The sequence below is a fragment of the Variovorax sp. V213 genome, from assembly GCF_041154455.1.
GTDB lineage: Bacteria > Pseudomonadota > Gammaproteobacteria > Burkholderiales > Burkholderiaceae_C > Variovorax.
On record NZ_AP028664.1, the window covers coordinates 1,417,708 to 1,435,175 of the forward strand.

The following is a 17,468-nucleotide window of genomic DNA, read 5'->3' on the forward strand; positions in this document are numbered from 1 at the left end:
CCGGTTTCGTGTTCGGATCAGCGGTAGCTTTGGTAGACGCGAGTGCCGCCGTCGGCCAGCACCAGCAAGACGTCGTAGGGGTCGCGCCGGTTCCCGTAGGCCGCGCCGTCCATGCCGGGCGAACCGACGGGCATGCCTGGCACGGCAAGGCCTATCGCCTTCGGCTTTTCCTGCAGCAGACGGCGCACCTCGCGTGCGGGCACGTGGCCTTCGAGGGCATAGCCGCCGACCATGCCGGTGTGGCACGAGCCCAGCTTGGCTGGAACGCCGAGCCGGGCGCGCGCGGCATCGTTGCCGTCGTCGTGCACGCGGCTTGCGAAGCCGTTCGCGTTGAGGTGCTTCACCCAATCCTGGCAGCACCCGCAATTCGGGTCTTTCCAGATCTCGACCATCGGCGCGGCAGCCGACGCGGCCAGCGGCCATGCCGCCGTCGATGCGAGCGCCAGCACGGGGGCTGCGCGCAGAAGAAGGGTGCGTCTGTGCATGCGGGTTCTCCTCAGGACGACAACTGCGCGCGGGCCTTGTCGACCCACACTTGCAGGTTGTCGAGCAGGTCTTTCTGGCTGAACGAGCAGCTCTCCTCGCTGAACAGCGCGCTCGATTCCAGCCGGTCGAGCAGGTTCAGCAGCACCTCGCCGTAGCGCGGCGGCAGGGCGCCGAGCAGGTCCGTGCTGGCGCGGGCCTCGTTCGACAGCGCAGCGGCCGAGCCGCCGCCGCTTTTTTGCAGCGCCGCGATGCGGCCGCCGAGGGCCTCGAGTTGCCGTGCGGCGGCGTTCATGGCGCGGCCTTTCCGGGCGGCGGCAGCGACAGGCCGCGCTCGCGCACCAGGTCGCGCAGCACATCGGGGTAGTCGGTAATGAGGCCGTCCACGCCCCAGTCCATCAGCCGCAGCATGTCGGCGCGCTGGTTCACGGTCCAGGGCAGCACCTTGAAGCCGAGGCCTTGCGCCTCCTTGATGGCCGCTTGGGTCAGGTCGTTGTAGGCCGGCGACCAGGTCACGGGGCCTCCGGTCTTGCCGGCTGCAGCCTTGACCAGTTGCGGCGTCGAAGCGAAATCGGCGGCGTCGAGCCCGGCCGTCCAGCGGCTGTCCTTGAGCGTGCGCGCGGAGCTGAGGTAGGCACGCGGCAACTGGGGCGCCAGTTGACCGACCAACGCGAGCGTGCGCCAGTCGAAGCTCTGGACGGTGACCCGGCTGCCCATCTGCGCCTTGTCGATTTCGGCGAGCAGGGCGCGCACCATCGGCTCGGGCGCGGCGGTCTCCTCCGGTTTGGTCGGATCGATCTTGGTCTCGATATTGAACCGCACCGTGGCGGCTGCGGCGCCGCGTGCACGCACGTGGTCGAACAGGGCGGCCAGGGTGGGAATTCGTTCGCCGTCTTGCGGCTGCTGCAGCGCGAACTGCTTGCCGTAGTTGCTCGCGGGGTTCAGCCGGCCCACGTCGTAGCTTTGAAGCTGCGCCAATGTGAGGGAGCGGACGGTGGCACCGCTCTTCGGTGCGAGCCACGCGCCGTTCGAGTCCCGCGTGTGGTCGGGGTTGAGCGCCGTATCGTGCGAAATGACGACCACGCCGTCGGCCGTGAGTCCGATGTCGAGTTCAAGCGTGTTCACGCCCAGGTCGATGGCCTTGGAGAAGGCCGCCAGCGTGTTCTCGGGCGCGAGGCCGCGCCCGCCGCGGTGGGCCTGCAGGTCGAAGTGCTGCTTTGCCTTGGGCAGAATGGCCGCACAACCTGCAATCAGCAATGCGGCGGCAAGCAGGGGGTATTTCATTTGAGCTGCACCTTGATGCCGTCGTCTTGCACCGTGATGTCACCGATTTCGTAGGTCTTGCGGCCGACGGTGAGTTCTTCGGCGGTGAAGCTGCGCAGCACCTGGCCTTGCAGCAGTTCCTGCGCGACCACCGCGCCGATCTGTTGCAGCCGCTCGGCATCGCGGCCTTGCACGCCTTGCAATTCGAGGCGCTCGGCCTTGGGCTGGTCGAGCCGCAGCGCGCGCGTGGGGGCGTCGTAGCGCAGCGCGCTGCTGACCGAGACCACGCCCTGCACCGGCGATGCGGCCAGCAGGGGGCTGGCAATGGTCAGCGTGGCCGTGATGGCCGCGCGGTTGCCGCGGGCGTCGAGGCCCAGCTGCGGATCGCGCAGGCCGACCATGAAGATCTCGGCATAGCGCTCGGCCACCGGAAAGCGCTTGGCGATCTGCGCCTGCAACTCGTCGCGGGTGGCGGTGTATTCGCTGGTAAAGAAATTGAAACCGGCCAGGGCCGAAAGCGGCGACTGCAGGGCCGCGGCGCCAAGCAGCGCGCGCAGCATCCAGCGACGGGAGGTGAAAGGCATGGGGCGGATTTGCATACTTCTCGGAGCTTGCCACAGGCCGCAGGGTTCCGGCCACTCGGGGCCGACCGGCCTTGCAAGTTCCCCATGCCGCTACGCGGAAGGGAATATTTCCTACGCCGCGGCGCCGCCGGGCGTGCCTCAGTCGTGCAGCGACGAAAGAAACTGCTTCAGCTCGGCCGTCTGCGGGTTGCCGAACAGCTCGGCCGGCGGCCCCATCTCGTGCACGCGTCCCTGGTGCATGAAGATCACTCGGTCGCTCACCTTGCGCGCAAAGCTCATCTCGTGCGTGACCATCAGGAGCGTCATGCCTTCGTCGGCCAGCGACTCCACCACGCGCAGCACCTCGCCCACCAGTTCGGGGTCGAGCGCCGAGGTGATCTCGTCGCACAGCAGCACGGCGGGCTCCATGGCCAGCGCGCGGGCAATGGCCACGCGTTGCTGCTGTCCGCCGGAGAGCTGGTCGGGCATGGCGTCGAATTTCTCGGCCAGGCCCACGCGTTCGAGCAGCTTGCGCGCCTGCGATGCCGCCTCCAGGCCGCCGCGCTTCTTCACCAGCGTGGGCGCGAGCATCACGTTCTTGCCCACGGTGAGATGCGGAAACAGGTTGAAGCTCTGGAAGATCATGCCCACGCGCTGGCGCAGCTCGCGCATGGCCATGGCGCTCTCGTGCAGCAGCGGCTTGCCGTCGACCGTGAGCGAGCCTTCCTGGAACACCTCGAGCCCGTTGATGCAGCGCAGCAGCGTGCTCTTGCCGGAGCCGCTCTTGCCGATGATGGCGATGACCTCGCCGCGTTTCACGTCGAGATCGATGCCCTTGAGCACCTCGTTCGCGCCGTACGACTTGCGCAGCGCGGTTACGCGCACGATGGGCGCGGCGGAGGTGGGGGATTCAAGCACGGCGGCCATGGGATTTCCTCTCTAGATTCTTGGCGTACAGGCTTACCGGGAAGCACAGCACGAAGTAAAGCAGCGCCACGCAGCTGAACACCACGAAGGGCTTGAAGGTGGCATTCGAAATCATGCTGCCGGCCTTGGTGAGTTCGACGAAGCCGATCACCGAGGCGAGCGCCGTGCCCTTGATGACCTGCACCAGGAACCCGACCGTCGGCGCGATGGCGATCTTCACGGCCTGCGGCAGGATCACATGGCGCATCTGTTCGGAGAAGCTCAGGGCCAGGCTGCCCGACGCCTCCCACTGGCCCTTGGGAATCGAGGCCACGCAGCCGCGCCAGATCTCGGTGAGGAAGGCGCTGGTGTAGAGCGTGAGCGCCACGCTGGCCGCGGCCCACGCCGACACGTCGACGCCGAACAGAGCGATGCCGAAGTAGGCGAGAAACAGCTGCATCAGGAGCGGCGTGCCCTGGAACAGCTGCACATAAAGGCCGACGGCGCGGTCCATGAGTCTGCCGCCCCGCAGGCGCAGGAACAACAGCAAGGCGCCGACCAGCCCGCCGCCCACGAAGGCGATGAACGACAGCACGACGGTCCAGCGCAGCGCCATCAGGAGGTTGCGCAGGATGTCCCAGAGGGAAAAATCGACCATGGTGTGGCTTTCTGCGTTCAGCGGCCGAAGAAGAATTTCGGCCCGGCCCAGTTGAGCAATCTGCGCAGCGCAACCGCCAGCGCCAGGTAGATCAGCGTGGCGATGATGAAGGCCTCGAAAGCGCGGAAATTGCGGCTCTGGATGAGGTTGGCCGCATAGCTCAGCTCTTCGGTGGAGATCTGTCCGCACACGGCCGAGCCCAGCATCACGATGATGATCTGGCTCACCATGGCGGGCCATACCTTCTTGAGTGCCGGCGGCAGCACCACGCGGGTGAACACCTGCACCTTGTTGAGCGCCAGGCTCACGGCCGCCTCGATCTGCCCCTTGGGCGTGGCCTCGATGCCGGCGCGGATGATTTCGGTGGAATAGGCCCCGAGGTTCATCACCATCGCGATGATCGATGCCGTCTCCGGCGTGAGCTTGACGCCCGCCGCGGGCAGCCCGAAGAAGATGAAGAAGAGCTGGACGATGAAGGGCGTGTTGCGGATCAGCTCCACATAGCTGCCGGCCACCCAGCGCAGCCACAGCGGACCGTGGGCGCGCGCCCAGGCGCAGGCCACGCCCACGGCCATGCCGATGACCGTGGCAATGGCCGTCAGGCCGATCGTCCAGGCAATGCCCTTGGCGAGCAGCCGCCAGTCGACGAGAACTGCACCGAAGTCGAATTCCATGGCGGCGCCTTTATTCGAGGTTCAGCGTGGGGTCAGACGGGCAGGTCGCCGGCTGCCTTGCCGAGCCACTTCTTGGACATGGCATCGAGCGTGCCGTCCTTCTTGGCGGCGGCGATGATCTCGTTGACCTTGGTCTTCAGTGCGGTTTCGCCCTTTGCGACGCCGATGAAGCAGGGGCTGTCTTTCAGCAGCAGCTTGAACTCGGCGCTCACCTTCGGATTCTTGGCGAGCATGTCGCCGGCGACCGCCGCGCTGGTCGCGATGGTTTGCGTCTGGCCGGCCACGAAGGCCGCGATGGTTGCGTTGTTGTCCTCGAAGCGGCGGTAGTCGACGTTCGGCGGCGCCACCTTGTTCAGTTCCTGGTCTTCCATGGCGCCGCGCGTCACGGCGACGGTCTTGCCGGCCATGTCGGCAAAGCTGGCGAGCTTCATGCTCTTGGCCGCATACACGGCCTGGAAGAAGGGTGCATAGGCCGAAGAGAAATCGATCACCTTCTCGCGCTCGGCGTTCTTGCCGAGCGTGGAGATCACGAGGTCGGCCTTGCGGGTCTGCAGGTAGGGAATGCGGTTGGCGCTGGTCACGGGCACCAGCTCGACCTTGACGCCCAGCTTGGCGGCGATCAGCTCGGCCATTTCGATGTCGAGGCCTTGCGGCTTCATGTTCTTGTCCACCGAGCCGTAGGGCGGATAGTCGGTCGGCACGGCGATCTTGATGGTCTTGGCCTTGAGCACGTTTTCGAGTGCGTTCTGGGCCTGGGCGGCGCCGGCCGCCGCCAGCATGGCGACGGAAGCAAGCGCGAGCGCGAGGTGGCGTTTGGACGAAGAGAAGGTCATAGCAGGGCTCCTAGGTAAGTCGTTGAATCGGTGTCGTCGGGGGAGGTTGCGGCCGCCTTGCGCCGCTTGGGCTTGGCCGCGGCGTTCTGATGCAGCGGTGCCAGGGCGTCGCGCAGCTGCGCCAGCGGATCGGTGGGCGCCTGCACGCGCAGCGCCGACTGCACCGTGCCGATGTGCGCGGCCATCAATGCCTCGGCCGTGGCGTGGTCGCCCCGTTCGAGTGCGGCAACGATCTGCACGTGGTCCTCGCAGGACTGCACGGCGTCGTGCGTGGATTGGTAGAGCATGGCGATCAGCGTGGTGCGCGCCGTGAAGTCGCGCAGCGTGTCCGCCAGCAGGGAGTTGCCCAGGCATTCGGCCAGGCACACGTGAAAGTCGCCGAGCAGGAAGCTGCGGTTGCCGACGTCGCTTTCCTTCAGCGCTGCTTTTTCACGCTGGAGGTGCGCCTTCAGCTGGCGCAGTGCGGTCTTGTCGATCTTGCCGGTGCTGCCCGCGCTGCGGATGAGGCCCAGCTCGATGACGCGCCGGGCTTCGAAGGCTTCGCGCGCCTCGTCCTGGGAGGGTTCGATCACGAACCAGCCGCGGCGCGCGCTCACGGTGACGATGCCGCGCGCGGCCAGGCGGGTGAGCGCTTCCCGCACGATGGTGCGGCTGCAGTCGAACAGCATGGCGAGCTGCTGCTCGCCCAGGCGCGAACCCGGCGCGAGCTTCTGCGCCATCACCGCCTCGACGATGCGTGCACTGATTTCGGATGCGGAAATGGCCATAGGCCTGCATACCAGCAGCTTCTGTGCCAACTGGTATGCAAGCGATGTGCACCGAAATGGGTCAAGCCGGCGTCGGGCTCAGTCCATTCAGGTGCCGAAAAGCCTGCCGCAGCATCGAACTGCTCGACCGCGAGCGGCTGGAGCGGCACGCGGCCACACCGCGCTGAACCGACCCCTGGGGCGTCAGTCCATCCGGGCGCCCGAAGCCTTCACCGCCTTCTCCCAGCGCGGTGTTTCCGTCGCCAGGAAGCGCGCGAAGTCTTCGCCGCCCAGGAAGGCCGGGTCCGCGCCCTGGCTCACCATGCGCTCGCGCACCTCGGGGCTGGTCAGCACCTGTTTGAATGCCTCGCTGAGTTTGGCGACCACGTCCCTGGGCGTGTCTTTCGGCGCGAGAAAGCCGTAGAAGCCCACCACCTCGAAGCCCTTGATGCCCGACTCGATCACGGTCGGCACGTCGGGCAGGGCGGGGTTGCGCTCGCGGCTGGTCACGGCCAGGGCGCGCACCTTGCCCTGCTTGTGGTAGTTGGCGGCCTGGGGAATCGATTCGGCCATGAATTGCACCTGCCCGGCCATCAGGTCGGTAAAGGCCGGTGCGCTGCCTCGGTAGGGGATGTGCACCATGAAGATGCCGGTCGCGGTCTTGAACATCTCGGGCACCAGGTGGCTGATGCCGCCGTTGCCGGCCGAGCCGTAGTTGACCTGGCCGGGCCGCGCCTTGGCGTAATCGACGAATTGCCTGAGGTTCTGCACCGGCAGCTTCGGCGTGACCAGCAGGGCGAGGGGCTGCATGGCGGTGCGCGCGATCGGCACGAAGTCGCGCTGCGTGTTGTAGGGCAGCTTGCTGTAGAGCGCGCCGTTGATCACGGCCACGCCCGTGTTGGCCAGCAGCAGGGTGTAGCCGTCGGCGGGGCTCTTGGCGACCGCATCGGCGCCCACCGAGCCGCCCGCGCCGGGCTTGTAGTCGACGATCAGCGGCTGGCCGAGCACGGCCTGCAGCTTGTCGGTCAGAAGGCGCGCATGCTGGTCGAGCGGCCCCCCGGCCGGAAAGCCGATGACGACCTTGATGGGCTTGTCGGGATAGGCGGCCTGTGCAAGGCCGCCGATGCCGAACAATGCGAACGACGCGATTGAAAAGGCCGCCAGGATGGCGGCGCGGACCGGGCGGCGGTGGGCCATGGATCGTCTCCTCTTGTAGTGGAGACGATCATAAGCAGCGCTCAGCCGGCCAGCGTGGCCTTCAGCGTGATCTCCGGCACGCTGGCCAGCGCCTTCGACAGCGGGCAGCCGGCCTTGGCGGCGGCCGCGATCTGGTGGAACTTGGCTTCGTCGAGGTTCGGCACGGCGGCGTCGAGCTCCAGCGCGATGCGGTCGATCTTGAAGCCTTCGCCGTCCTTGGCCAGGCGCACCGCGGCCTTGGTGTCTATGCGGGTGGCGGTGAAGCCCTCTTTCTCAAGAGCGAAGGCAAAGGCCATCGTCAAGCAGGCCGCATGGGCCGCACCGACGATCTCCTCGGGGTTGGTGCCGCGCTTGTCGTCCTCGAAACGGCTCGCGAAGCCGTAGGGGTAGTCCTTGAGGGCGCCGGTCTCGGTGCTGACCTGGCCCTTGCCGGTCTTGCCGGCGCCTTCCCAGTGAACGCTTGCGTGCTTGTCTGCTGCCATGAAACTCTCCTTCATTCGGGTGACGGTGGGGAGCCGAAGGTTCGCGCGGAACGCCGGGCTTGTCTGTAGTCGCAGAGCGCGTGCGATGAAGGTCTCGGGGTTGAAACAAAAGGGCGTCGCCAAGGTGACGCCCCCGGGGGCTTCCCCGATGGGAGCGGCGCACGGGTCGCCTTAGGCTGCGGACTGTCCCTTTTTCTCCCCTCCGACCGACCGCCCCCCCACCATGCAACAACGCCCGCATCACAAGTTCTGGCCCAAGCGCCTCCCGCATTCGATCACCGTGCCCGCAACCTCGTTGTGGCACAACCTTGCGACATCGGCGGCGCGCTACCCCGACAAGGCCGCGCTGGTGTTTTTCGGCCGCGTGGTGAACTACCGCGATTTCGCCGCCCAGGCCGAGCGCCTGGCCGGCACGCTGCATGCCATGGGCGTGAAGCGCGGCGACCGCGTGGTGCTGAACATGCAGAACTGCCCTCAGCTCGTGATCGCGCATTTCGCGATCCTGCGCGCCAATGCGGTGGTGGTGCCCGTCAACCCCATGAACCGGGCCGAGGAGCTCAAGCACTACATCGTCGACCCCGACGCCAAGGTGGCCATCACCACCGGCGACCTGGCCGGGGAACTCGCCAAGGCCAGCAATGCGCTCCCGCCCGAGCAGCAGCTGGCCCACATGATCGTGACCCAGTTCACCGATGCCTTCGACGCCGATGCCACCGGCGACGACGCTCCCGCACCGGCATGGAAAGACTGGCTCACCACGCGTCATCCGCTGCCCGAGCTGGCCGGCGGCAAAGCCATGGCCTGGACCGACGCGTTGGCCGCAGGCCATGCCGCGCCCGAGCACGTGGTGGGCGCCAACGACATGGCGCTGCTGCCCTACACCAGCGGCACCACCGGCTTGCCCAAGGGCTGCGTGCACCATCACTCGAGCCTCATGCACAACGCCGTGGCCAGCCAGCTCTGGGGCCAGGCCACGTCCGAAGCGGTGGTGCTGGCCGTGGTGCCCATGTTCCACATCACCGGCGTGGTGAGCATGATGCACACATCCATCCTCGCGGCGGGCACGCTGGTCATCATGCCGCGCTGGGACCGCGACGTGGCCGGGCGGCTCATCTCGCGCTGGAAGGTCACCAGCTGGACCAACATTCCCACCATGGTGATCGACCTGATGGCCAGCCCCAACTTCGCGAGCTACGACCTGTCGAGCATCACGCATATCGGCGGCGGCGGCGCCGCCATGCCGCAGGCCGTGGCGCAGCGCCTCTTCGAGCAATACGGGCTCAAATACCAGGAAGGCTACGGCCTCACCGAAACCGCGGCGCCGTCGCACACCAACCCGTCGGACAACCCCAAGCAGCAGTGCCTGGGCATTCCGTTCATGAGCACCGATGCGCGCGTGGTCGATCCCGATACGCTGGCCGAAATGCCCATCGGCGAATCGGGCGAGATCATCATCCACGGCCCCGAGGTGTTCCAGGGCTACTGGAAGCGCCCCGACGCCACCCGTGCCGCTTTTGTCGAATTCGAAGGCAAGCGCTTCTTCCGCTCGGGCGACATGGGCCGCATGGATGAGGACGGTTATTTCTTCATCACCGACCGCCTCAAGCGCATGATCAACGCGAGCGGCTTCAAGGTGTGGCCGGCCGAGGTCGAGCTGCTGATGTTCCGCCACCCCGCCATCCAGGAAGCCTGCGTCATCTCGACCAAGGACGAGTACCGCGGCGAATCGGTCAAGGCCGTGGTGGTGCTGCGCGCCACGCACAAGGACACCACCGAACAGGACATCATCGACTGGTGCCGCGAGAACATGGCGGTCTACAAGATCCCGCGCAAGGTGCAATTCGTCGACGCGCTGCCCAAGAGCGGCAGCGGCAAGGTGATGTGGCGGCTGCTGCAGGAAGACGAGAACGGCAGCGCCGCGTAACAGCGGGTTCCTGCCCCGGCGCCAGGGCACTTCGCACCGAGAATCCGTGCCTTTGACCGCCACGGTTTCTCCGCTCATGCGCCTGCGCATTCTCTCCGCCATCTGTCTTGCGCTTCTGCCTCTGCTGTCGCAGGCCGCCCCTCGAACCTGCCTGGTGGTCGGCATCAGCGACGGCGACACGCTCACCGCGCGCTGCGGCCGCGCCGGCGCCTACGAGCGGGTCAAGGTGCGCATCGCCGCCATCGATGCGCCTGAAAGGAAACAGCCCTATGGCCAGCGCAGCCGGCAGGCCCTGAGCCGCCTCTGCCATGCCGAGAAGGCGCTCATCACCGAGCGCGACACCGACCGCTATGGCCGCACCGTGGCCGACGTGAGTTGCAACGGCGAGGACGCGGGCAGCCGCATGGTGTCCGAGGGCTGGGCCTGGGTGTACGACTACAACGGTATCGCGACCAAGCGCGGCGGCGGGCTCTTCAAGCTGCAGGATGCCGCGCGCAGGCAGGGCCTGGGGTTGTGGGCCGATTCGAAGCCGACACCGCCCTGGGACTGGCGGCGGGAGCGGCGCGAGCCCCACTGGAGCGACGCCTTCTTCTGAGCCTCCGGTCCGCTGTCATGGGGGATTCATGCGGACGCGGGACCATCGCGGGTTCTCGCAACCCCTGACGACAAGAAGATGGCCAAAGATTTCGAGCAGATGGAGGACTCCAACCCCTCCGCCAACCCCACGATCCACGAGGTGTCCGACCCCACGCGCCGGGTGTTCGTGCGGGGCGGCCTGGCGGCGGCCGTGGCGGGCCTTTTCGGTCCCCTGGCGGCCGGCACGCTGGCCGGTTGCGCCACCACCGGCAGTTCGGTGAGTTCGCTGGGCCGGGCCATCGGCTTCAAGAGCGTGCCCATGGCGGCTGTCGACCGGGTCGTCGTGCCCGAGGGCTACAGCACGCAGGTGATCTACCGCTGGGGCGACGCCACCGGCATCGCGGGCCGCATGCCCGCCTTCAAGGCCGATGGCTCCAACACCGCGGACGAACAGGCCCTGCAGGCCGGCATGCACCACGATGGCATGGCCTTCTTTCCGCTCGACGGATCGAACCGCGGCCTGCTGGTGCTGAACCACGAATACGTGGACGACGGCCTGCTGCACACCGACGGCATGAAGACGTGGACCCCCGAGAAGGTGCGCAAGTCCATGAACGCGCACGGCGTCTCGGTGATCGAACTGCAGCGCGAAGGCGCCAGGTGGTCTCAGGTGCTGCCTTCGCGCTTCGCGCGCCGCATCACTGCGCTCACGCCGATGACGCTGACCGGCCCCGCCGCAGGCCACCCGATGTTGCGCACCGCGGGCGATCCGACGGGCACGCAGGTGCTCGGCACCTACAACAACTGCTCGAACGGCCAGACGCCGTGGGGTACCTACCTGACCTGCGAAGAAAACTTCGCAGATTACTTCGAAGGCACCGACACGCCCGACGCGCACCAGAAGCGCTGGGGCATCAAGAAAGGCAACGGCGCCAAGTACCGCTGGCACGAGCACGAGGAGCGCTTCGACGTGGCGAAGCACCCGAACGAATCGAACCGCTACGGCTGGGTGGTCGAGATCGACCCGCAGGACCCGGCCTCGACACCGCGCAAGCGCACCGCGCTCGGCCGCGCCGCGCACGAAGGCGCCGCCACCGCGCTCACCAGCGACGGGCGCGCGGTGATCTACATGGGCGAGGACTCGCGCTTCGAATACATCTACAAGTTCGTGAGCCGCGACAAGGTGCAGCCGGGCGGCGCCGCCGCGAACCGCGAACTGCTCGACCACGGCACGCTCTATGTGGGCCGCTTCGACGTGGACGGCACCGGCGAATGGCTGCCGCTGGTGCAGGGCAGGAACGGGCTCGTCGCCGACAAGGGCTTCGCGAGCCAGGGCGACGTGCTCATCAAGGCGCGCCAGGCCAGCGACCTGCTGGGCGCGACCAAGATGGACCGCCCCGAGTGGACCACCGTCGACCCGCTGACGAAGGAGGTCTACTGCACGCTCACCAACAACAGCAACCGCGGCGCGCCGGGCCAGCCTTTCATGGACGCGGCCAATCCGCGCTCCAACAACACGATGGGCCAGATCATCCGTTGGAAGGAAAGCGGCGATCTCGATGCGACCAGGTTCGCCTGGAACCATCTCGTGCTCGCGGGCGATCCGAAGCAGACGCGCTACGAGGCGCAAGGCAATATCAAGGGGGACGCCTTCGGCAGCCCCGATGGCCTGATGGTCGACGCGCGCGGCGTGCTGTGGATCGAGACCGACGTCTCGACCTCCACGCTCGGCAAGGGCGAATACGGCAACCTGCCCAACAACCAGATGCTGGCCTGCGACCCGACCAAGGGCGAGATCCGCCGCTTCCTGCTCGGCCCGGCCGGCTGCGAGATCACGGGCCTGACGGCCACGCCGGACCTGCGCACGCTCTTCATCAACATCCAGCATCCGGGCGAGCCGGCCAACGAGCGCAGCGATCCGGACCGTCCGCTCGCGGTGTCGAAGTGGCCGGACGGCGCGGGCCGTCCGCGCTCGGCGACCGTGGTCATCACGAAGAACGACGGCGGCGTGATCGGAACCTGATGCGGGAAGGGGCGGGGGCGCTCGGAAGACGGCTCTGGAGACGCCCCCGGCCCGCCGCTACGACTCGCTCTTGCCCTGCACGTCGGCCACCACACGTGCATTGCGCTGGAAGCTCCAGTAGGCGCTGGCCCAGTCCATCATCACCACGACGCGGTTGCGGAAGCCGATGAGGAAGTAGGCGTGGGCGAACAGCCAGAAGAGCCATGCCAGGCGGCCGCTGAAGCGCAGCGGTCCGAAGGGCGTGCCCAGGTCCACCACGGCGGAGTTGCGGCCGATGGTGGCCAGGTTGCCGTAGTCGCGGTAGCGGAAGGGCACGGTCGGCTCGCCTTTGATGCGGCGCAGAATGTTCGCGGCCGCCGCGCGGCCCATCTGCTTTGCGCCGGGCGACACGCCGGGCACGGGCTTGGGCGGCTTGCCGGGCGCGTGGCTCAGGGCCGCCGCAAGGTCGCCCACCACGCTGATCTCGGGACGGCCGGCCAGGCTCAGATCGGGCTCGACCTTGATGCGGCCGGCGCGGTCGCACTCGACACCGGTCGCTTCGCCCAGCATGCGGCCCAGCGGAGACGCGGCGACACCCGCCGCCCACACCACGCAGCTGGTGTCGATACGGTAGCCGGTGGCCGGCGCGCCGTCCGCACCGCCGCCTGATTGCACTTCGAGCCCGGTGGCGTCGATGGCCGTGACGCGCGCATTGAGCCGCACCTCGACGCCGAGTTTTTCCAGTTGTTCCAGTGCTTTCTGGCTCAGGTTTTCGGGCATGGCCTGCAGCACGCGCGGGCCGCCTTCGATCAGCAGCACCTGCGCGCTCCCGGGGTCGATGTGGCGAAACTCGCCGGAGAGCGTGTGCTTGGCAATTTCGGCCAGGGTGCCGGCCATTTCGACGCCGGTCGGCCCGGCGCCGATGACCGCGAAGGTGAGCAGGGCGCGGCGGCGCGCCGGGTCGGTGGCGGTTTCGGCCGCCTCGAACGACATCAGCACGCGGCGGCGGATCTCGAAGGCGTCGGCCAGCGTCTTGAGGCCGGGCGCGACGGGCGCCCATTCGTCGTGGCCGAAGTAGCTGTGGGTGGCACCCGCCGCGACGATCAGGTGGTCGTACGGAACGCGGTTGCCGTTGGCCAGCTGCACCGCGCGCGCCGAGGTATCGATGGCGCTCACTTCGCCGAGCAGCGTGGTGATGCGCGGCTGCTGGCGGAACAGGGCGCGCACCGGCGCCGCAATCGACGGTGCGGCCAGCCCGGCGGTCGCCACCTGGTAGAGCAAGGGCTGGAACAGGTGGTGGTTGGTCTTCTCGATCACCGTCACGTCCACGTCGGCGCCTTCGAGCTTGCGGGCGGCTTCGAGCCCGCCGAATCCGCAGCCGACGATGACGACACGGGGGCGGGCGGAGGCGTTGTTCGTTTGCATCGAGCGGATGATACGCAGGCGCCCTGCACGCCGGCCCATCTTGTGCCAAAGTGGCTCCCCCGCCGATCGGGCGGCCCCGCGACACAGGGCAGGGCGAGCACTTGTCCTACGTACTGCGGCAACACCGATCGGCTACAAATTGCGGTTGACCCGACTGGAGACACCATGACGCTTTCCCGGCCGATCACCCAGGCGGCAAGCGCATTGCGCGACAAGTTCCGCGAAGTGCGCGCCGCCAGCCTGGCACTCGCCGCGCCGCTCTCCGCCGAAGACCAGTGCATCCAGTCGATGCCCGACGCGAGCCCGACCAAATGGCACCTGGCGCACACCACGTGGTTCTTCGAGACCGTGCTGCTCCAGCCGCACGCCGTGGGCTACCGGGCCTTCGATCCCCGTTTTCATTACCTCTTCAATTCGTACTACGAGGCGCTCGGCCCGCGCCATCCGCGGCCGCAGCGGGGGCTGCTCACGCGGCCGTCGGTGGACGAGGTGCATGCCTACCGCAGCCACGTCGACGAGGCGGTGCTGGCCCTGCTCGACGGCGACATCGGCGACCAGGACTGGGCCGCCATCGGGCCCATCGTCACGCTCGGGCTGCACCACGAACAGCAGCACCAGGAGCTGCTGCTCACCGACATTCTTCATGCGCTGTCATGCAACCCGCTGCTGCCGGCCTACAAGCCTGCCTCGGGGCCCGCGCTGCGGCTCGCCGCCCTGCCGCCGGCGATGCGCTGGCTGCCCCGGCCTGGCGGCGTGGTCCAGGTGGGGCATGAAGGACCGCAGCAGGGCTTCGCCTTCGACAACGAAACCCCGCGCCACGCGGCGCTGCTGCAGCCCTATGCCATTGCCGACAGGCTGGTGAACTGCGGCGACTACGCGCAGTTCATAGCCGATGGCGGCTACCAGCGGCCCGAGCTCTGGCTGTCCGACGGCTGGGCCGCCGTGCAGGCGCAGGGCTGGCGGCATCCGGCGTACTGGCTCGCGGCGGACGACCCGCGGCTCGGAGCCCAGCAGCAACAGGGCGGCTGGCAGGTGTTCGGCCTGCACGGCGTGCGGCCCATGGAAGCCGATGCGCCGGTGTCGCAACTCAGTTTCTACGAAGCCGCCGCGTACGCCGAATGGGCCGGCGCGCGGCTGCCCACGGAGTTCGAATGGGAGGCCGCCTTCGACGCGCCCGGCATCTCGCAGATGGCCGGCCATGTCTGGCAGTGGACGCGTTCCTCCTACGACCCGTACCCCGGGTTCCGGCCCATGCCGGGCATCGCGGCCGAATACAACGGCAAGTTCATGGTGGGTCAACTGGTGTTGCGCGGTGGCAGCGTGGCCACTCCGGCCGGGCACGCGCGGCCCAGCTACCGCAACTTCTTTCCGCCGGCCGCGCGCTGGCAGTTCTCGGGGCTGCGGCTCGCGAAAGACGTCTGAATCATGCGCAATCCAACATCTTCGTCCTCCATTTCGTTTGCCGCTGCGCAGCACCAGCAGCGCCAGCCCGCGGCGCCCGCCGCCGCGGCCGTGCCGCTCTCCGAATTCGGCCGCGAAATGCAAGCGGGCCTTGCGCGCAAGCCGCGCCGGATTTCGCCCAAGTATTTTTATGACGCGGCGGGCTCGCAGCTGTTCGACCGCATCTGCGAATTGCCCGAGTACTACCCCACGCGCACCGAGCTGCGCATCCTCGGCGAATGCGCCGGGGAGATCGCCGGGCAGATCGGTCCCGGTGCGGAAATCGTGGAGTTCGGCGCCGGCTCCCTCACCAAGGTGCGGCTGCTGCTCGATGCGCTCGATTCGCCCCGGCGCTACCTGCCCATCGACATCTCGGGCGAACACCTCGAGGCGGCCGCCGAGCGGCTGAAGGCCGACTACCCCAGGCTCGCGGTGCAGCCGATTGCGGCTGATTACACGATGCCCCTGGTGCTGCCCGCGCCATTGCCCGGCGCTGGCAAGCGCGTCGGGTTTTTTCCTGGCTCCACGATCGGAAACTTCGAACCCGACGAAGCCTTGGCGTTTCTGCAGCTGGCAGCGCGGATGCTGCGCGGCGGAGGGCTCCTGATCGGCGTCGATCTGGTGAAGGACCCGGATCGCCTGCATGCGGCATACAACGACGCGCAAGGCGTAACCTCGGCGTTCAACCTCAATCTGTTGCGGCGTGCAAATGCCGAACTGGACACCGATTTCGACCTCGACGGCTTTGCACACGCGGCGTTCTACAACGCGCCGAAGCAGCGCATCGAGATGCACCTGGTGAGCCTGCGGGACCAGATGGTTTCATTGAATGGCGAGCGGTTCGGGTTCGAGGAAGGTGAGACGATTCATACCGAGTACTCGCACAAGTTCACTGTGGAGGGGTTGCGAGCCTTGGCTGTGAAGGCGGGGTTCCGGCCTTTGGCGGTTTGGACGGATCCGGAGAGGCTTTTCAGCGTGCATTGGCTGGGGGCCTGATTTGTTGGTTGGGTTGTTTTGCTTCCCGAGGCCGGGGCGAGACCCGGCCTCGGAAACCAAACAAAGCCCCAAGTAACCCGGACAAAAAACACGCCAAGGGCAGAGGGCACAATATCCCTTCCCCGTGCGGCAGCCGCAATACAGCCAAGCGCCCCCCGCATCCTCCCTTGGAGAGAGCAAGACATGAAAGCAACCTGGAACGGCGTCACCATCGCCGAAAGCGACGACACCGTGCTCGTCGAAGGCAACCACTATTTCCCGATGAGCTCGCTCAACCGCGACCACGTCACCTTCAGCAACCACAAGACCACCTGCCACTGGAAGGGCACAGCCAGCTACTACTCGCTGCTGGTCAACGGCGAGCTCCACACCGACGCGGCCTGGTACTACGCCGACCCGAAGCCCGAAGCCGAGGAAATCCGCGACCGCGTGGCGTTCTGGAAAGACGTGAAAGTCAGCGCGTCGTGACCACGGCCGCGTTCGCACCGCCGTTCATCCAGCCGGCCGAACTGCCGGCCGCCCTGCGCGAACAAGGCTATGCAGTACTGAGCCCGCAAGGCGTGAGCGACTGGCTCGGCGTGCCGCTCGCGCAGCTCGAGGCACTGCATGCCGATTGGAACGATCTTCCACCGGACGAATACCTGAAGGACGGTGGCCGCTACCGCACGAGGCGCCACGCGTGCTTCACGGTCGAGGGCGAGGCGATCTCCCAAGTGCCGCACCGTGCGCACTGGCAGCCGGTCGAATACAACGCGCTGCACGGCGGCATGCAGCGCTGGTTTGCGCCCATGCATGAGGCCACCGTGGGGCAGCCGGTGTGGCAGCGCCTGCTGCAACGCCTGGGCGAAGCGTCCAGCAACATGCGCGGCACCTCGGCGCAGCCATGGTTCGTCGAAGCGCATCAGTTCCGCATCGACACGGCGGGCGGCATCGGCCGGCCCACGCCCGAAGGCGCGCACCGCGACGGCGTCGACCTGGTGGCGGTGGCGCTGGTCGGGCGCAGCGGCGTCAAGGGCGGCGAGACGCGCGTGTTCGAAGCCAATGGGCGGCGCGGCGAGCGCTTCACCATGACCGAGCCGTGGACGCTGCTGTTGCTCGACGATGCGCGCGTGATCCACGAGTCCACGCCCATCCAGCCGCTCGAAGAGGGTACCGCCGGCTGGCGCGATACCCTTGTGGTCACTTGCCGCGCTCAGGGTTTCCAGGGGGATTGAGCCCGCTGGCTTGAGTCCTACAGTCACGCCTCCGCGCAGGGGTTAAATTCGAGGGCCGGTTCGGTTTCGAGCCGCGCCTGTCTGCG

At 67.5% G+C, this 17,468-nt stretch carries 19 protein-coding genes; 7 read left to right on the plus strand and 12 right to left on the minus strand.

Features of this window, described 5'->3' with window-relative positions; translation table 11 throughout:
* Window positions 1-17: 17 nt before the first annotated feature.
* The 11 genes from ACAM55_RS06855 to ACAM55_RS06905 form a co-directional block, all read right to left on the minus strand.
* Entirely contained in the window at window positions 18-485 is a 468-nt protein-coding gene (locus ACAM55_RS06855) for a DUF411 domain-containing protein (protein WP_369655290.1), read from the minus strand.
* A gap of 11 nt (window positions 486-496) precedes the next feature.
* Window positions 497-778 (minus strand): hypothetical protein, encoded by a 282-nt coding sequence (locus ACAM55_RS06860; RefSeq protein WP_369655291.1) that lies wholly within the window; start codon window positions 776-778, stop codon window positions 497-499.
* Window positions 775-1,767, minus strand: coding sequence for a glycerophosphodiester phosphodiesterase (locus ACAM55_RS06865; RefSeq protein WP_369655292.1), 993 nt, complete (start codon window positions 1,765-1,767; stop codon window positions 775-777). The genes ACAM55_RS06860 and ACAM55_RS06865 overlap by 4 nt, the downstream gene beginning before the upstream one ends.
* Window positions 1,764-2,330 (minus strand): DUF1439 domain-containing protein, encoded by a 567-nt coding sequence (locus tag ACAM55_RS06870; protein ID WP_369655293.1) that lies wholly within the window; start codon window positions 2,328-2,330, stop codon window positions 1,764-1,766. The genes ACAM55_RS06865 and ACAM55_RS06870 overlap by 4 nt, the downstream gene beginning before the upstream one ends.
* 138 nt (window positions 2,331-2,468) lie before the next feature.
* Window positions 2,469-3,236, minus strand: coding sequence for an amino acid ABC transporter ATP-binding protein (locus tag ACAM55_RS06875; protein WP_369655294.1), 768 nt, complete (start codon window positions 3,234-3,236; stop codon window positions 2,469-2,471).
* The gene (locus ACAM55_RS06880; RefSeq protein WP_369655295.1) at window positions 3,220-3,873 is read right to left on the minus strand and encodes an amino acid ABC transporter permease; all 654 of its coding nucleotides are present in this window, start codon (window positions 3,871-3,873) and stop codon (window positions 3,220-3,222) included. The genes ACAM55_RS06875 and ACAM55_RS06880 overlap by 17 nt, the downstream gene beginning before the upstream one ends.
* A 17-nt stretch (window positions 3,874-3,890) precedes the next feature.
* Window positions 3,891-4,547, minus strand: a complete 657-nt coding sequence (locus ACAM55_RS06885) for an amino acid ABC transporter permease (protein WP_369655296.1) — start codon at window positions 4,545-4,547, stop codon at window positions 3,891-3,893.
* A 32-nt stretch (window positions 4,548-4,579) separates the two neighbouring features.
* Window positions 4,580-5,380: a transporter substrate-binding domain-containing protein gene (locus ACAM55_RS06890; protein WP_369655297.1), complete on the minus strand. Its 801-nt coding sequence runs from the start codon at window positions 5,378-5,380 to the stop codon at window positions 4,580-4,582.
* Complete coding sequence (locus tag ACAM55_RS06895) at window positions 5,377-6,147, minus strand: GntR family transcriptional regulator (RefSeq protein WP_369655298.1); 771 nt, start codon at window positions 6,145-6,147, stop codon at window positions 5,377-5,379. Before ACAM55_RS06895 ends, ACAM55_RS06890 begins: the two co-directional genes overlap by 4 nt.
* A gap of 183 nt (window positions 6,148-6,330) precedes the next feature.
* On the minus strand, window positions 6,331-7,323 hold the full coding sequence (locus ACAM55_RS06900) for a Bug family tripartite tricarboxylate transporter substrate binding protein (protein ID WP_369655299.1): 993 nt from the start codon (window positions 7,321-7,323) through the stop codon (window positions 6,331-6,333).
* Window positions 7,324-7,364: 41 nt separating this feature from the next.
* On the minus strand, window positions 7,365-7,805 hold the full coding sequence (locus ACAM55_RS06905; protein WP_369655300.1) for an OsmC family protein: 441 nt from the start codon (window positions 7,803-7,805) through the stop codon (window positions 7,365-7,367).
* A gap of 223 nt (window positions 7,806-8,028) precedes the next feature.
* Between ACAM55_RS06905 and ACAM55_RS06910 the strand changes: the two genes are divergently transcribed.
* The 3 genes from ACAM55_RS06910 to ACAM55_RS06920 all read left to right on the plus strand — a co-directional run bounded on the left by ACAM55_RS06910 (window position 8,029) and on the right by ACAM55_RS06920 (window position 12,328).
* Complete coding sequence (locus ACAM55_RS06910; RefSeq protein ID WP_369655301.1) at window positions 8,029-9,729, plus strand: long-chain fatty acid--CoA ligase; 1,701 nt, start codon at window positions 8,029-8,031, stop codon at window positions 9,727-9,729.
* A 76-nt stretch (window positions 9,730-9,805) separates the two neighbouring features.
* On the plus strand, window positions 9,806-10,324 hold the full coding sequence (locus tag ACAM55_RS06915; protein ID WP_369656348.1) for a thermonuclease family protein: 519 nt from the start codon (window positions 9,806-9,808) through the stop codon (window positions 10,322-10,324).
* Between the two features lie 78 nt (window positions 10,325-10,402).
* Window positions 10,403-12,328: a PhoX family phosphatase gene (locus ACAM55_RS06920; protein ID WP_369655302.1), complete on the plus strand. Its 1,926-nt coding sequence runs from the start codon at window positions 10,403-10,405 to the stop codon at window positions 12,326-12,328.
* 57 nt (window positions 12,329-12,385) lie between these two features.
* Here the strand turns inward: ACAM55_RS06920 and ACAM55_RS06925 are convergent, their stop codons facing one another.
* Window positions 12,386-13,732: an NAD(P)/FAD-dependent oxidoreductase gene (locus tag ACAM55_RS06925; protein ID WP_369655303.1), complete on the minus strand. Its 1,347-nt coding sequence runs from the start codon at window positions 13,730-13,732 to the stop codon at window positions 12,386-12,388.
* Window positions 13,733-13,897: 165 nt separating this feature from the next.
* Between ACAM55_RS06925 and egtB the strand changes: the two genes are divergently transcribed.
* From egtB to ACAM55_RS06945, 4 genes are all read left to right on the plus strand, one after another.
* A complete protein-coding gene (egtB, locus tag ACAM55_RS06930) occupies window positions 13,898-15,154 on the plus strand; it encodes an ergothioneine biosynthesis protein EgtB (protein ID WP_369655304.1) in 1,257 nt (418 codons plus the stop codon).
* A 3-nt stretch (window positions 15,155-15,157) separates the two neighbouring features.
* Window positions 15,158-16,168 carry an L-histidine N(alpha)-methyltransferase gene (gene egtD / locus ACAM55_RS06935; RefSeq protein ID WP_369655305.1) on the plus strand — a complete coding sequence of 337 codons (1,011 nt, stop codon included), beginning with the start codon at window positions 15,158-15,160 and terminating at the stop codon, window positions 16,166-16,168.
* 183 nt (window positions 16,169-16,351) lie between these two features.
* Window positions 16,352-16,636, plus strand: coding sequence for a DUF427 domain-containing protein (locus ACAM55_RS06940; protein WP_307576779.1), 285 nt, complete (start codon window positions 16,352-16,354; stop codon window positions 16,634-16,636).
* Window positions 16,633-17,382 (plus strand): 2OG-Fe dioxygenase family protein, encoded by a 750-nt coding sequence (locus ACAM55_RS06945; protein WP_369655306.1) that lies wholly within the window; start codon window positions 16,633-16,635, stop codon window positions 17,380-17,382. Before ACAM55_RS06940 ends, ACAM55_RS06945 begins: the two co-directional genes overlap by 4 nt.
* The last annotated feature ends 86 nt before the right edge of the window (window positions 17,383-17,468 follow it).

Bases quoted from the DNA above. Each gene is read 5' to 3' on its own strand.
- ACAM55_RS06855 (WP_369655290.1), bottom strand. From the start codon at position 485: ATGCACAGACGCACCCTTCTTCTGCGCGCAGCCCCCGTGCTGGCGCTC.
- ACAM55_RS06860 (WP_369655291.1), bottom strand. From the start codon at position 778: ATGAACGCCGCCGCACGGCAACTCGAGGCCCTCGGCGGCCGCATCGCG.
- ACAM55_RS06865 (WP_369655292.1), bottom strand. From the start codon at position 1,767: ATGAAATACCCCCTGCTTGCCGCCGCATTGCTGATTGCAGGTTGTGCG.
- ACAM55_RS06870 (WP_369655293.1), bottom strand. From the start codon at position 2,330: ATGCCTTTCACCTCCCGTCGCTGGATGCTGCGCGCGCTGCTTGGCGCC.
- ACAM55_RS06875 (WP_369655294.1), bottom strand. From the start codon at position 3,236: ATGGCCGCCGTGCTTGAATCCCCCACCTCCGCCGCGCCCATCGTGCGC.
- ACAM55_RS06880 (WP_369655295.1), bottom strand. From the start codon at position 3,873: ATGGTCGATTTTTCCCTCTGGGACATCCTGCGCAACCTCCTGATGGCG.
- ACAM55_RS06885 (WP_369655296.1), bottom strand. From the start codon at position 4,547: ATGGAATTCGACTTCGGTGCAGTTCTCGTCGACTGGCGGCTGCTCGCC.
- ACAM55_RS06890 (WP_369655297.1), bottom strand. From the start codon at position 5,380: ATGACCTTCTCTTCGTCCAAACGCCACCTCGCGCTCGCGCTTGCTTCC.
- ACAM55_RS06895 (WP_369655298.1), bottom strand. From the start codon at position 6,147: ATGGCCATTTCCGCATCCGAAATCAGTGCACGCATCGTCGAGGCGGTG.
- ACAM55_RS06900 (WP_369655299.1), bottom strand. From the start codon at position 7,323: ATGGCCCACCGCCGCCCGGTCCGCGCCGCCATCCTGGCGGCCTTTTCA.
- ACAM55_RS06905 (WP_369655300.1), bottom strand. From the start codon at position 7,805: ATGGCAGCAGACAAGCACGCAAGCGTTCACTGGGAAGGCGCCGGCAAG.
- ACAM55_RS06910 (WP_369655301.1), top strand. From the start codon at position 8,029: ATGCAACAACGCCCGCATCACAAGTTCTGGCCCAAGCGCCTCCCGCAT.
- ACAM55_RS06915 (WP_369656348.1), top strand. From the start codon at position 9,806: ATGCGCCTGCGCATTCTCTCCGCCATCTGTCTTGCGCTTCTGCCTCTG.
- ACAM55_RS06920 (WP_369655302.1), top strand. From the start codon at position 10,403: ATGGCCAAAGATTTCGAGCAGATGGAGGACTCCAACCCCTCCGCCAAC.
- ACAM55_RS06925 (WP_369655303.1), bottom strand. From the start codon at position 13,732: ATGCAAACGAACAACGCCTCCGCCCGCCCCCGTGTCGTCATCGTCGGC.
- egtB (WP_369655304.1), top strand. From the start codon at position 13,898: ATGACGCTTTCCCGGCCGATCACCCAGGCGGCAAGCGCATTGCGCGAC.
- egtD (WP_369655305.1), top strand. From the start codon at position 15,158: ATGCGCAATCCAACATCTTCGTCCTCCATTTCGTTTGCCGCTGCGCAG.
- ACAM55_RS06940 (WP_307576779.1), top strand. From the start codon at position 16,352: ATGAAAGCAACCTGGAACGGCGTCACCATCGCCGAAAGCGACGACACC.